Origin of the sequence: Massilia sp. YIM B02443 (assembly GCF_030411955.1) — a bacterium.
Classification (GTDB): domain Bacteria; phylum Pseudomonadota; class Gammaproteobacteria; order Burkholderiales; family Burkholderiaceae_D; genus Telluria.
Window position 1 is genome coordinate 353,088 of sequence record NZ_JASNRA010000002.1, and the last position, 13,825, is coordinate 366,912.

The window sequence follows — 13,825 nt, forward strand, 5'->3', positions numbered from 1 at the left end:
GTGGTAGAAAAGCGAAGTGCGAGCGACCTCGGCAGCCGGGATTATCCCATGCGCCGCGACTGCGGGAAATCCTTACAGCGACTGGCTTGCTCACCGATCGGGCAAATTCGCCACGAAAAAACGGCCGGTGTTTCCACCGGCCGTTCTGGCTCAACTCATGTTGCGTGTCCAGCGATTAGAACTCGTAACGCAGGGTTGCCTGGATGGCCCACTGCGACTCGCCCTTCGACTGCTTCAGGTCTTGACGCTCGACGTCGTTGCGCACGACGTAGCGGTAACGGCCCTGCTCGTCCACACCGGCGTAGTCGACGAAGCTGCGTGCCATGCCACCGTTCGACTGGAAGCTGACTTCTTCGGTACGGCCCCACTTCTTGTTCAGCAGGTTGCCGAAGTTCATGAAGTCGAGCGTGAAGGTTGCCTTGTTGCGCGCGAAGATGCCCGGGATTTCCTGGCTGATACGCACGTCGAAGGTGTTGACCCATTCCGAGGTGCTGTTGTTACGCTTCACGACACCGCCGGCCGAACCATGCAGGCCCTTGTTGGCGTTGACCACGTCCCAGAAACGCTGCTCGTTGGCGCGGTTGGTCGCGGTATCGCCCACGAACACGACTTCGCCGGAACCGAACGCGGTCGGGATGTACATCAGGTCGTTGCCGGCCAGGCCGTCGCCGTTCAGGTCATTGTTGATCGTCCAGCTGTACGGACGGCCTTCACGACCTTCGTAGAACACGCCCAGGCGGGTGTTGTAGTTCTCGAAGAACTTCTTCTGGAAGTTCATCAAGGCGTTCACACGGTTCTTGATGGCGTAGCTCGAGGTCGCGGCAACTTCCTCGTTCGGGTTGAACACCGAACGGCCGTTGAAGTTCGAGTTCGACACCGACGAGGTCAGCGGCGAGACTTCGGTCGAATCGGTGTAGGTGTAGGCCACCGACCAGCCAAAGCCCTTCGTCAGCGGCTTCGACAGCGACATGGTCAGCACTTTCGCATCGCCCTTGTCGGTATCGCGCGCCACCAGCACGTTGCCGTAGCTGCGGTTGCTCAGCGCCTTGCTGGTCGCGCAGTTGTTGACCAGGGTCGCGGCGTTGCGGGCCACGTTGTAGCAGGCGGCGCTGCGGCCGGCGGCGTCCCAGAACAGCTGACGGCCATCGCTACCGGTGGCGGTCGCTGCGCCCAGGTTCAGGTGCTCGTAATAGATGCCGTTCTTGTTCTTGGTGTACAGGGCTTCGGCGCCAAACACCAGGCCGTACCATGGCAGTTCGGTGTCGAACGCCAGGTTGGCTTTCCAGATCGAAGGCTGACGCAGGCCCGGATCCAGGAAGTCGACGTTGGCTGCCGGGATGGCGCCGGCGACGACCGGCTGGCCATCCGGGTTGAAGCTGATCAGGCCGCCAGTGGTCGGGCAGCGGGTCGCGCCGCTACCCGAGCAGCTGATGGTCTGTGCGGCCACGCCCGGGTTCGAGAATGGGTTCGACATCCACACGGCTGCCGCCGCGCCCTGGAACAGGCCGAAACCACCGCGCAGCTGGGCTGGACGCGGCGACTTGTCGAAGCGGTAGTTGAAGCCGAAACGCGGCTGGACCAGGTCGGTGCCGTCGATGGTGCGGGTATTGTCCAGACCGAAGCCGCCGCTCTGGCGGGTGTTGGTTGCCGGATTGCCAGGCACCAGCGGGCGTGCCGCGGCGGCGTTGGCCAGCGGCGTGCCGCCGACGTCGTTACGGTCGTAACGCACGCCGTAGGTCAGGGTCAGCTGGTCGTTGACGCTCCAGGTATCCTGCAGGAACAGGCCAGTGTTCTTCAGTTCGAACTGGGCAACGGCGTTGTCCAGCGAACCGCCAGGCACGGCGCGCTGCACGCTGTAGCTGGTAGGACGGCCGAGGCGGAAGTTCTCCAGCACCGACGCTTCGATCTGTGCGGCGCTTGCGGTGGCGCAGTTCGCCAGCGTGCAGCCGAAGGTGTAGTTGCCGTAGACGTCTTGCAGGAAGGCGTTGTAGATCTTGTTTTCGGTACGATCGACACCGAACTTCACTTCGTGGTCGCCCAGGATCCAGTTGGCGCCGGCGTAGTAGTCTTTGGTCTTGTTGCGCAGCACGTTGTTGTGACGGCTACGCTCGGTACCGAAGCGCAGGAAGCGGTCGCGGTCCGAGGTGCCCGACGGTGCGCCTTCCGGCAGGGCGCCGGTGAACTGCAGGCTCATTGCCGGAGTACGGGTGGCGTTGCTCGGCACCGAATCGTAGTCGCGGGTCGAGAATTTCAGCTCGGTCGAGAAGTTCGGGGTCCAGTCCGAGAACAGCTGGCCGACCACGGTCTCGATCGACTTGCCCTGGTTGTAGAAGCTCGACGACAGGCCGACTTCGGTGGCCGAGTAGCCCGGGTAGAACGGCTCTGCCTGTTCGGTCTTGGCGTAACGCAGGTTGGCGCGGTGCTCGTCGGTGATGTTCCAGTCAAACTTGACCATGCGCTCTTTCGAGGTCAGCAGCGAGCCGCCGGCAGCGACGCCGCCGATGTCGATGCCGTACACATCGCGGGCGATGTTCTGGGCGCTGGTGATGGCCGACTGGGTAATGCCGACGGTGGTGCCGAGGCCGGCGCCGACCGGTCCGAAGTCCGGGCTCGAACGCGAGCTCTCGAAGTTTTCGGCCAGGGCGTAGATGAACAGCTTGTCCTCGATCAGCGGACCCGATGCCCAGATACCCTTGGTGGTTTCCTTCGACTTCGGCGGGTTGCTGTAGGTGTCGGTGATCGGGTCGTAACGGTCGCCCGACATGGTGTCGTTGCGGAACACGTAGTACACGCCGCCACGATAGGTGTTGGTGCCCGACTTGGTCACGGCGTTGATGTTGGCGCCGGTGTAGCCCTTCTGGGTGACGTCGTAGTTGGCGACGTTGACCTGCACCGACTGGATCGCTTCGATCGAGATCGGCTGACGTGCGGTCGGGCTGCCGTTCGATTCCAGGCCGAAGGTGTCGTTGATGGCGACGCCGTCGATGGTCATCGAGTTGTAGCGCGAGTTCTGGCCGGCGACCGAGATTTCGCCGCGGTCCTTGTCGGTCTGCGACACGCGCGGGTCGATACGGGCGTAATCCTGCAGGTTACGCTGGATCGATGCCTGGGTCTGCAGTTCGGTGTTGCTGATCGCGGTGCCGGCGCCCATGGCGCTGCGCGAAAAGACCTCGGCGCGCGCGGCGTTGCCGGTCACGGCCACGGTCTGGATCTTCTGGCCCAGGGTGGCGTCGATTTCGGCGGTTTGCGCCAGGTCGGTGAAGACGTTGTCACGGGTTTCGGTGACGCCATCCTTGGTGATGGTAATCGTGTAAGGACCACCCACGCGCAGGCCGCGCGCGACGTAACGGCCTTCGTTGTCGGTGACGACATTGCTGACAGAACCGGACTCGACGTGCGTGATCGTCACCTGGGCGCCGGCGGCTGGCGCGCCGCTCGATGCCGAAATACGGCCGCCGATCGCCGAAGTGGTGTTCTGTGCAAACGACGGCGCAGCCGCCAGTGCAACGGACAAAGCCAGCGCCAACTTGGTGAGCCGGATCTGTTGTTGAGTGATCATTGATAACCCCAAAAAGAACTTCAAGTTATTGTTGGGCGCCCGAAAGGACGCCTTCCCCTACGATTTACAGCTTATTTTTTGCTCTGGTGCGCCGGCGATTCAGCCGACAAGCGGCTGCGATTGTATCGTTGCAATGTTTCAACAAAATGACGCGGTGAAGTGATGGGTTACAGCGGAATTCCGCCAATATGCATGACCTTTGAACAAGCCGACAAATTCGTTTTGCCTTACTTATTCAGAGGTTTTGGATATAAATCACCGCGCAAGTGTTGTCCTTACGCGACACAATCCTGACATTTCAAGCCCGGAATATGACAAGGCGGGATTATATGGGCGGCATGCTTCATTGGAATTTTTTCGCAAAAAATTCGGCTGAAGTCAGGGGAAAGCGAAGATTTTTGTAGCAAGAAGGCGACATAAGTTAATTTTGAATTAACTTATTACCAAAAAGTCGCTGAAGATTTATGACAGGGAAGACGGTCCGGCAGGGCCGGACCGGGGTGCGCAGACTTTATTTGGCCGGCACGGCGCGCGCGTCCAAAGCGGCCATTGCAGCTTCGAAATCGGCGAAACGTCCATCCAACTGACGGGTCAGCCGTTGCTTTTCCGCGACGGGGAGGAATGCATAGCGGATACTGGCGTACGAGGTTTTTTTCACTTCCGCGTAGCTTGGCTTGAACTGGCTGGCGAACTGCACGTATTCCTGGCTCAGCGTATGGCGGGTCACGCCGGCATCGTCGGTCGAGATCACGTACGGCACGCCGTAGCGGCGGTACAGGTTGAGCGGGTGGCTGGCGCCGGCGACGCCGCTGATGAAGGCGTTCGAGGTCAGGTTGATCTCGACCGGGATGTCCTTGTCACGCATGGTCTTCATGATCGCCGGCGCGTTGGCTTCATGCGCCAGGTCGAGGCCGTGGCCGATACGGTGCGCGCCGGCCACGCTGACGGCCTGGTCGATGTGGAACTTCAGGCCTTCCGGCGGCACCTCGCCCAGCGCCAGTTCGCCGGCGTGCATCGCCACCTTCACGTCCGGATACTTGGCCTTCATGAAGCGGAACATCTTCATGTGGAGCAGGTAGTCGCGCATCGGCACGTGCTGGCTTTCCTGGCCGACGATGTTGACGCCGACGATGCGCGGGTTCTTCTGCGCGGCCTTGAAGCTCGACACCATCGACGAGAACACCATCGATGGATTCAGCAGGCGCAGCACGTAGTTCTGGTAGCGCATGGTGAAGCGCTCGTCGTCGATGCCGTCCGACGCCTTGACGATATTGGCGACGAAATCGTCGATCGTCTTGTTGAAGGCCGGGTCCGCGTCCAGTTTGGCGAAGGCGGCGCGCATGGCGGCGTCGAGCGCCTTGTCGTCGTCGACATTCTTCCACGCCTGGGTGTCGAAGTCGGCGTTCGGCACGAACGGCGACAGCAGGAACATGGTTTCGATGTAGCCGACGTTCTCGGCGATGGCGCGCGTCTTGATCTCTTGCAGGCCTTCGCGCAGGTTGTCGTTGGCGACCGGGCCGAAGTAGCCGAAGGTATGGAAGAAGCGGCGGTCCGGGGCGATCTGCTCGGAGAAGTGGTTGTAGAAATCCTTGTTCGACCAGCGCTTGACCAGCTCGCGCCAAGTGTTTTCGTCGGCGTTGACCTCGGCGCCCGACAGGCAGGTGCGCTGCGCGGCCGGCTTGGCGCGTTCGGCGGCGATGACTGCCTTGTCGGTCTCGATGCGGTAGCTGTTCTTGTCGATGCAGAAGCCCTGCTTGTCGACGAAGTCGACATAGCTCTCGGCATAGATCGCGCCCGAGTAGTGGTGATGCAGGTCGCCGCCCTTCGGCATCTGGGTGAAGAACATGGTCAGGCCGGCCAGGTTCGGCTGGTCGCCGGCGATCAGCGCGGCGTAGTGGCGCGCGGTCTTCGCTTCGTTGGCGCCGGTGGCCGGTTCTTTCGCCACCGCCGGAGCGCCGGCAACGGCAAGCGCCAGCAAGGCGCCGGCGGTCAAGGTCTTGTGCATGGTGTGCTTTCTGGATGAATGACGTCCGCTCGTGCGGGCGGACGTTCGCGCCACTGTAACGCCTTCACTCATCGTTTGCAATCTTGCCACTTGCCCTCAACCGGCCCGGACGTGCACCCGGCGGCCGGCCGAATAGGTCGCGGCCACGGTGCGGTCGTCGCCCAGCAGCGCCAGCGCGAACAGCAGTTCTTCCAGAGCGTTGCAGTGGCCGGTCCGGCGCGCCAGCAGCGGCGTCGCCTGCGGGTCGAGCACCACGAAGTCCGCTTCCAGGCCGGCGGCGAAGCTGCCGATCGTGTCGTCCAGGCGCATGGCGCGCGCCGCGCCGAGCGTGGCGAGATAAAACATGCGCAGCGCCGGCAGGTAGCTGCCCTTCAGGCGCGCCACTTTATAGGCTTCGTTCATGGTCTGCAGCATCGAGAACGAGGTGCCGGCGCCGACGTCGGTGCCAAGCGAGAGCAGCATCCCGGCCTGGTCGGCGCGCTCGAAGTCGAACAGGCCGCTGCCCAGGAACAGGTTCGAGGTCGGGCACACGCTGGCGGCCGAACCCGTGGCCGCCATGCGCGCCATGTCCGCGTCATCGAGCCAGATGCAGTGGCCGAACATGGCGCGCGGGCGCATCAGGCCGAAGCGTTCGTACACGTCGAGGTAGCTGCGCGCCTGCGGGAACAGCTCACCGACCCACTGGCATTCGTCCCGGTTTTCCGAGACGTGGGTCTGGATGAAGGTGTCCGGGTGGCGCGCCGCCAGTTCGCCGGTCAGGCGCAGCTGGACGTCGGTCGAGGTCGGGGCGAAGCGCGGCGTGATCGCGTACAGCGCGCGGCCGCGCTTGTGCCATTTGTCGATCAGGGCTTCGCTCTGTCCCAGGTCGCCTTCGAGGTCGCGCAGGAAATCCGGGCAGTGGCGGTCCATCAGCACCTTGCCGGCCACCATGCGCAGGTTGCGCGCTTCGCTGGCCTCGAAGAATTCGTCGACCGATTGCGGATGCACGGTGCAGTACACCATGGCGGTGGTGGTGCCGCAGCGCAGCAGCTCGTCGAGGAAGAAGTCGGCGGTCGAGCGCGCGTGCGGCGCGTCGTGGAAGCGGCCTTCGCTCGGGAAGGTATACGTTTCCAGCCACGGCAGCAGGCCTGGCGCCGGCGAGGCGATCATGTCGGTCTGCGGGTAATGCAGGTGGGTGTCGATGAAGCCGGGGGCGATCACCTTGCCGCGGTAATCCAGCGGTTCGACGCCGGGCGGCAGCGTGCCGCTCAGGGCGGCGTAGTCGCCGGCGGCTTTTACGCGGCCGTCTTCGACGACCAGCAGGCCGTCTTCGTGCCACAGCGTGGCGCCGTCGTCGAACGCCGGATCGGCGCGGAAGTGCAGCAAGCTCGCACGGTAGGCTTGCACGTTGTATGGTGCGGTGGACATCAATGGAATTCCGGTTGTTCTTCGGGAGTGGCTGCTTCCCATACAGAGAGCAGCTGGGCCGCGACCGACGCTGCGATCACGGCCGGGGCCTTGCCGGCGATGCCGGGCAGGCCGATCGGGCATACCATACCAGCAAGCCGCGTTTCAGGCACGCCGCGTTCGCGCAGGCGCGCCTCGAACTGGCTGCGCTTGGTGGCGGATCCGATCAGGCCGAACCAGTCGGCGCTCGAGCGCGACAGGATCGCGTGGCACAGGCGCAGGTCGAGCGCGTGGCTGTGGGTCATGACCAGGAAGCTGGTGCCGGGAGCGGCGTTGTCGACCAGCGCTTCCGGGGTGTCGGTGGCTTCGACCGTCACGTTGGCCGGGATCTGTGGCGGGAACAGGTCGTCGCGCTGGTCGACCCAGGTGACGCGGCATGGCAGTTCGCTTAGCGCGCGCACGATGGCGGCGCCGACGTGGCCGGCGCCGAACAGCATCAGGTGGGCGCGCGGGGCCAGCACGGCATCGACCAGCCAGCGGCAACCGCCCTCGCCTTCGGTCACGCGGGTGGCGCGCTCGTTGCCGAATGCAGGAGTGTCGGCGCTGCCGGCCAGCCGCGCGCCGGCCGCATCGAACAGCGCCGAATCGTGGACGCCGTCGAGGGCGACCACGCGCCAGGTATCGTCGTTGCGGCGCGCGCGCAGCACGGCCATCTGGTCGGCATCGGCGGGTTCGAACGCCAGCCAGGCGACGCCGCCGCAGCACTGGCCCAGGCTCGGGCCGAGCGCAAAGCGCTCGAAGCGGTGGGTGGCGCCGGCCTGCAGCATGGCGCGCGCGATCTCCAGCGCGCGGTGCTCCAGGTGGCCGCCGCCGATGGTGCCGTCAAAACCATCGGCGCGCACCAGCATCCGGGCGCCCGGTTCGCGCGGCACCGAGCCCTTGCTCGCAGCCACCGTCACCAGCACTCCGCCCGCTTCGCTGAGCCAGTCGTTCATCATGCGCGCGCCACCGCTTGTTCCACGAACGAGACCGCGTCCAGGATCGCTTCGCAGGTCGCCGGGGCGTTCAGCGGCGGATTGATCTTGTGTTCGCCGACCGCCGAGATGGCGTCGCGGATCGCGAAGAACACCGAGAACGGCAGCAGCAGTGGCGGCTCGCCCACCGCCTTCGAGCGGTGGATGCTGTCCTCGACATTGGCGTTGTCGAACAGGCGCACGCGGAAGTCCTCCGGACAGTCCGAGACACCCGGTATCTTGTAGGTCGACGGCGCGTGCGTCATGAGTTTACCGGCCGCGTTCCACCACAGTTCCTCGGTGGTGAGCCAGCCCATGCCCTGGATGAAGGCGCCCTCGACCTGGCCGATGTCGATCGCCGGATTGAGCGAGCGGCCGGCGTCGTACAGCGCGTCCACGCGCAAGAGCTTGAATTCGCCGGTAAGCGTGTCGACCACCACTTCCGACACCGCCGCGCCATAGGCAAAGTAGGAGAACGGATGGCCGGTCATGGTCTTCGCATCCCAGGACAGACCGGGCGTGGCATAGAAGCCGTCCGACCACAGCTGCACCCGCGCCAGGTAGGCCTTGGCCACCAGCTCCTCGAAGGGCAGCGCCAGTCCGGCAACGAACACTGTGCCGGCCGCGAAGCGCACCTCATTGGCCGCGCCGCCGTACTGCTGCGCGGCGAAGCTGGCCAGCCGTTCGCGGATGGTGCGCGCCGCATCCTGCGCCGCCTTGCCGTTCAGGTCCGCGCCAGTGGAGGCGGCGGTGGCCGAGGTGTTCGACACTTTCGAGGTGTTGGTGGCGGTGGCGCGCACGCGCGCCAGCTCCACGCCCAGTTCGTGCGCCACCACCTGCATCACCTTGGTGTTGATGCCCTGCCCCATCTCGGTGCCGCCGTGATTGACCAGGATCGAGCCGTCGACGTACACGTGCACCAGTGCGCCGGCCTGGTTCAGGTGGCTGACGTTGAAGGCGATGCCGAACTTCAGCGGCGTGAGCGCCAGGCCTTTTTTCAGCACCGGGCTGCCGCGGTTGTAGTCGGCGATCGCGGCGCGGCGGGCGCGGTAGTCGCTGCTCGCTTCCAGTTCGTCCACCAGCTTGCCGATCACGTTGTCGACGATGGTCTGGCCATACGGCGTGACGTTGCGCTCCTGGGTGCCGTAGAAATTCAGGCGCCGGATGTCGAGCGGGTCGCGGCCAAGATTGCGCGCGATCTCGTCGAGCACGTACTCGATCGCGATCGCGCCCTGCGGCCCGCCGAAGCCGCGGAATGCGGTGTTCGACTGGGTGTTGGTCTTGCCGCAGGCGGCGCGGATCTCGACGTCGGACAGGTAATAGGCGTTGTCGAAGTGGCAGACGGCGCGCGTCGCGACCGGGCCGGACAGGTCGGCCGAGAAGCCGGCGCGGGTGACCATGTCGACGCGCGCGGCCAGGATGCGGCCCTCGACGTCGTAGCCGACTTCGTACAGGTAGTGGAAGCAGTGGCGTTTTCCCGTGACCAGCATGTCGTCGTCGCGGTCGGCGCGCAGCTTGACCGGGCGGCCCGTACGCACGGCGGCGATCGCGGCGGCCGAGGCCCACAGGGCCGACTGCGACTCCTTGCCGCCGAAGCCGCCGCCCATGCGCCGGCATTCGACCGTGACGTGGTGCGAGTGCAGGCCGAGCGCATGCGCCACCACGTGCTGCATCTCGCTCGGATGCTGGGTCGAGCAATAGACATGCATGCCGCGGTCCTCGCCGGGGATGGCGTAGGCGATCTGGCCTTCGAGGTAGAACTGTTCCTGGCCGCCGACCGACAGCTCGCCCTTGACCACGTGCGCGGCACGAGTGAAAGCCTCGGCGGCGTCGCCCCGCGCCAGGTGCATCGGCGGCAGCACGTACGATGCGGCGGCGCGCGCCGCTTGCGGGGTCAGGATCGCCGGCAGTTCTTCGTACTCGACCCGCGCCAGGCGCGCGGCGCGGCGCGCGTTGTCGTGGCTGTCGGCGACGACGATGAAGACCGGCTGGCCGACGTACTGGACCAGGCCGTCGGCCAGGATCGGATCGTCGTGGATGATCGGACCGCAATCATTCAGGCCAGGGATGTCGGACGCCAGCAGCACCGCCACCACGCCGCGCGCGGCGCGTACGGGGTCGAGGTCGATGGCGGTGATGCGCGCATGCGCGCGCGCCGACAGGCCGAGGGCGGCGTGCAGCGTGCCGGCCAGCTCCGCGATGTCGTCGGTATAGGTAGCCTGGCCGCGCACGTGCAGCTCGGCCGATTCGTGCTTGCGCGCGCGGCCGACTTCGGCCCAGTCGTTCGAGACCGGGATCTCCATCTCTGCCCTTGCGCGTGCGATGCCTGCGTCGTTCATGCGGTTCTCCTCAGGCGCCGGCAAACACGTTGACAGCATATGCCGGCAGCGGATTGTCGCTGCGGGTTTCAAGCCAGAAGCGGCGCAGCAGGTTCTGCGCGGTGCGCAGCCGATAATTGCTGGAGGCGCGCATGTCGCTCAGCGGCGCGTAGTCGTGCGCCAGCGCGTCCATGGCGGCGCGCAGCGTGGCTTCGGTCCACGGCTGGCCGATCAAAGCGGCTTCGGCTTGCGCGGCGCGCTTCGGCGTGGCGGCCATGCCGCCGAAGGCGATGCGCGCGTCGATGATCGTGTCGCCACCCAGCGTCACGGCAAACGCGGCGCAGACGGCCGAGATATCCTGGTCGAAGCGCTTGGCCAGCTTCCAGGTGCGCATGCGCACATCGGAGCGCGGCAACGGCACGCGCAGCGCCTGCACGAATTCACCCGGCTGCAAGTCCTTCTGCTGGTAGCCCAGATAGAAGTCTTCCAGCGCCAGCTCGCGCGTGCCGGCCACGCTACCCAGCACGATGCGGGCGCCGAGCGCGATCAACCACGGCATCGAGTCGCCGATCGGGGAACCGTTGGCGACGTTGCCGCCCAGCGTGCCGGCATTGCGGATCGGCAGCGAGGCGAAGCGCTGCCACAGTTCCGACAGCTCTTGCGGGTAGTGGCGGCACAGCGCCGCATAGGCGTCCTGAAGCGACACGCCAGCGCCGATCTCGATGGCGCCGTCAAGCTCGCGCACGGCCTGCAATTGCGCGACCTGGCCCAGGTAGATCACGTCGCCCAGCACGCGCAGCCCCTTGGTCACCCACAGGCCGACGTCGGTGGAACCGGCCAGCAGCAGCGCCTGCGGATACTCGGCGCGCAGCCGCGCCAGTTCTTCCAGCGTGCGCGGCGCGTGGAAGCGCCGGCCGTCGGCTTCGTATGTGAAGCCTTGTTCGCGCTGCAGCGGCGCCAGTTGGCGCGCCAGCGCTGCGCGGTCGAAGTACGCCGGCGGCAGTTCGGTCATGCGGCGCGCGGCGTCGATGATCGGGCGGTAGCCGGTGCAGCGGCACAGGTTGCCCGAGAGCGCGTCGTCGATCTGGCAGCGCGACGGCGCCTGCATGTCTTGTTCATTTTCCTGTTTCAGGTACATGCCCCACAGCGACATCGCGAAGCCCGGCGTGCAGAAGCCGCACTGCGAGCCGTGGCACTCGACCAGCGCCTGCTGCACCGGGTGCAGGCTGCCGTCCGGCGCCGCCAGGTCTTCCACCGTGAACAGCGCCTTGCCGTCCAGCGTCGGGGTGAACTGGATGCAGGCGTTGACCGCCTTGAGCCTGACTTCGCCGTTCTCGAGCGAACCGACCACCACCGTGCAGGCGCCGCAGTCGCCCTCGGCGCAGCCTTCCTTGGTGCCGGTGCAGCGCAAGTCCTCCCGCAGGTGCTGCAGGATAGTTTGCGTCGGGTCGGTCGCGCGCAGTTCGCGCACCTGGCCGCGGTGGAAGAAACGGATCGGTTCTGACATGGTGTCGGTGTTGTGGAGTTGTCGCCGCGACGGCGATCGGCCAAGGGCGGAAGGCTACCATTTCCAGCCGCCCCTCTTATAACCCATCTCTAATATTGCTTATCATCGAATTACAATAACAGAAATGCGATTCACATGAACCTACCGCTTCATTCTACGCACGGATGCACGGCTTTCCAGTGATTGGCGATGTCGATCCGGCGCGTTACCCACACCCGCTCGTGCCGCATCACGTAATCGAGGAAGCGCGCCAGCGCCGCCGTGCGCCCGGGCCGCCCCGCCAGGCGGCAGTGCAGGCCGACCGACAGCATCTTGGGCCGGTCCAGGCCGTCCGGGTCGCCCTCGCGGTACAGCACGTCGAAGGCATCCTTCAGGTAGTCGTAGAACTGCGTGCCCGAATTGAAACCCTGGGCGGTGGCGAAGCGCATGTCGTTGGTGTCGAGCGTGTACGGCACCACCAGGTGCGGCGTCGTGCGCGGCTGCCCGTCCGGCCCGCTTGTTGCGACCTTCTGCCAGAACGGCAGGTCGTCGCCGTAGTGGTCGGCGTCGTAGGCAAACCCGCCGTGCTCGACCACCAGGCGCCGCGTGTTCGGCGAATCGCGCCCGGTGTACCAGCCCAGCGGCGCGGCGCCTGTCAACGCGCGCAGGATCTCGACCGCCTGCGCCATGTGGGCGCGCTCGGTGGCCTCGTCCACGTTCTGGTACGAGATCCACTTCAGGCCGTGGCAGGCGATCTCGTGGCCCAGTTCGCGAAACGCCGCCACCGCCTCGCGGTTGCGCTCCAGCGCCTGCGCCACCCCGAACACGGTCAGCGGCAGCTTGCGTTCCTCGAACAGGCGCAGCAGGCGCCACAGCCCGGCGCGCGAACCGTATTCGTAGAGCGACTCCATGCTCATGTGACGCATCGGGAAGGCGGACGCGCCGACGATCTCGGAGAGGAAGGTTTCCGACGCCGGATCGCCATGCAGCACGCAATTCTCGGCGCCCTCCTCGTAGTTCAGCACGAACTGCAGCGCGACGCGGGCGCCGCCCGGCCAGCGCGGGTGCGGGGGATTGCGGCCGTAGCCGGTCAGGTCGCGCGGGTAAGGAGTGTCCATGGCAGCCGTCCGTGATGACAATACGGCTGATAATATATTGCAGGAACAGCAACGGCATATCGCATGGCGCATATCGAAGTGCGTGTGCGGCGTATAGGAATCATGCGGGCTGGGAAGTTGGAAAAAGGCCAGGCTGAATCGACGTCCACAATGCGGGGAGTCGATCGCTCGGGGCCAGCCAGATTGTGAGCTGAGGATCGAGCCAACCGATGACCTCGATACCTTTATCGTGTAGTTCAATCAACGAGGGATGAAGCCAGAGAAGCTGCTCATGATGAAATACGCGATTTCTCAGGTCGCGAATTTGATTGAGCGAAGACGAGATGGTGTGCCGCTGCCGCTGTGACTTCGGGCACCGCGGAAACACCAGACGGAGTTCTTTCCACAGCAGTGCCTGAAACTGCACGTTGAACAAGGCGCTCCAAAAGCCGAAGGCGAGCTCCGCAATAATTTTGTCTGGCGTAACCGCTTCCATACGTCGCTTCAACTTCGCGATCGCGTTCGAAACCTCATGTAATTGCCATTTGAACGAGGGATCACCAGCCCAGCTTTCCCACCAATCGCTGCGCTTGTACATCACGCCCAGGCGCCGGTGGATGCCATTTTTCAGCGCAATTTCTAGCACGCTCAACATTGGCATCATCGCTTCGGCCACCAGCATATTTGCCACATAAGCATGCGCCGCCGCGACCTCATCGCCGCCGCAGGCGGCACGGTAACGCCCAAGGCGTGCTGCAGAAAAATGTTGCTCGAGTTCGCTCCAGTTCATTGCGCGTCAGCTTTGATTGGATGAACGATGATGATATACTCTGCAAGCAGCCCTGGATTCTGTCCTCTCCCAACCTCCATACTGGTGAAGACGTCAGGTCAGTTTTGGCCCCGCACTCGGGGCCACCCTAATTCAAAACAAACCCGCCTTTCGGCGGGTTTGTTGTTTTTA

At 64.9% G+C, this 13,825-nt stretch carries 8 protein-coding genes; all 8 read right to left on the bottom strand.

The window, feature by feature from the left end:
- Positions 1-175 precede the first annotated feature (175 nt).
- The 8 genes from QPK27_RS03855 to QPK27_RS03890 all read right to left on the bottom strand — a co-directional run bounded on the left by QPK27_RS03855 (position 176) and on the right by QPK27_RS03890 (position 13,654).
- The gene (locus QPK27_RS03855) at positions 176-3,559 is read right to left on the bottom strand and encodes a TonB-dependent receptor (protein WP_290416882.1); all 3,384 of its coding nucleotides are present in this window, start codon (positions 3,557-3,559) and stop codon (positions 176-178) included.
- Positions 3,560-4,070: 511 nt separating this feature from the next.
- On the bottom strand, positions 4,071-5,564 hold the full coding sequence (locus tag QPK27_RS03860; protein WP_290416883.1) for an adenosine deaminase: 1,494 nt from the start codon (positions 5,562-5,564) through the stop codon (positions 4,071-4,073).
- Between the two features lie 96 nt (positions 5,565-5,660).
- The gene (guaD, locus tag QPK27_RS03865; RefSeq protein ID WP_290416884.1) at positions 5,661-6,971 is read right to left on the bottom strand and encodes a guanine deaminase; all 1,311 of its coding nucleotides are present in this window, start codon (positions 6,969-6,971) and stop codon (positions 5,661-5,663) included.
- Entirely contained in the window at positions 6,971-7,945 is a 975-nt protein-coding gene (xdhC, locus tag QPK27_RS03870; RefSeq protein WP_290416963.1) for a xanthine dehydrogenase accessory protein XdhC, read from the bottom strand. The genes guaD and xdhC overlap by 1 nt, the downstream gene beginning before the upstream one ends.
- A complete protein-coding gene (xdhB, locus tag QPK27_RS03875) occupies positions 7,945-10,302 on the bottom strand; it encodes a xanthine dehydrogenase molybdopterin binding subunit (protein ID WP_374047008.1) in 2,358 nt (785 codons plus the stop codon). Before xdhB ends, xdhC begins: the two co-directional genes overlap by 1 nt.
- 10 nt (positions 10,303-10,312) lie before the next feature.
- The gene (gene xdhA / locus QPK27_RS03880; protein WP_290416885.1) at positions 10,313-11,788 is read right to left on the bottom strand and encodes a xanthine dehydrogenase small subunit; all 1,476 of its coding nucleotides are present in this window, start codon (positions 11,786-11,788) and stop codon (positions 10,313-10,315) included.
- 149 nt (positions 11,789-11,937) lie between these two features.
- The gene (gene puuE / locus QPK27_RS03885; protein ID WP_290416886.1) at positions 11,938-12,885 is read right to left on the bottom strand and encodes an allantoinase PuuE; all 948 of its coding nucleotides are present in this window, start codon (positions 12,883-12,885) and stop codon (positions 11,938-11,940) included.
- Positions 12,886-12,985: 100 nt separating this feature from the next.
- Positions 12,986-13,654 (bottom strand): hypothetical protein, encoded by a 669-nt coding sequence (locus tag QPK27_RS03890; RefSeq protein WP_290416887.1) that lies wholly within the window; start codon positions 13,652-13,654, stop codon positions 12,986-12,988.
- Between the last annotated feature and the right edge of the window lie 171 nt (positions 13,655-13,825).

What these genes read in the sequence shown, in the direction of transcription:
- QPK27_RS03855 (WP_290416882.1), bottom strand. Translation starts at nt 3,559, where the DNA reads ATGATCACTCAACAACAGATCCGGCTCACCAAGTTGGCGCTGGCTTTG.
- QPK27_RS03860 (WP_290416883.1), bottom strand. Translation starts at nt 5,564, where the DNA reads ATGCACAAGACCTTGACCGCCGGCGCCTTGCTGGCGCTTGCCGTTGCC.
- guaD (WP_290416884.1), bottom strand. Translation starts at nt 6,971, where the DNA reads ATGTCCACCGCACCATACAACGTGCAAGCCTACCGTGCGAGCTTGCTG.
- xdhC (WP_290416963.1), bottom strand. Translation starts at nt 7,945, where the DNA reads ATGAACGACTGGCTCAGCGAAGCGGGCGGAGTGCTGGTGACGGTGGCT.
- xdhB (WP_374047008.1), bottom strand. Translation starts at nt 10,302, where the DNA reads ATGAACGACGCAGGCATCGCACGCGCAAGGGCAGAGATGGAGATCCCG.
- xdhA (WP_290416885.1), bottom strand. Translation starts at nt 11,788, where the DNA reads ATGTCAGAACCGATCCGTTTCTTCCACCGCGGCCAGGTGCGCGAACTG.
- puuE (WP_290416886.1), bottom strand. Translation starts at nt 12,885, where the DNA reads ATGGACACTCCTTACCCGCGCGACCTGACCGGCTACGGCCGCAATCCC.
- QPK27_RS03890 (WP_290416887.1), bottom strand. Translation starts at nt 13,654, where the DNA reads ATGAACTGGAGCGAACTCGAGCAACATTTTTCTGCAGCACGCCTTGGG.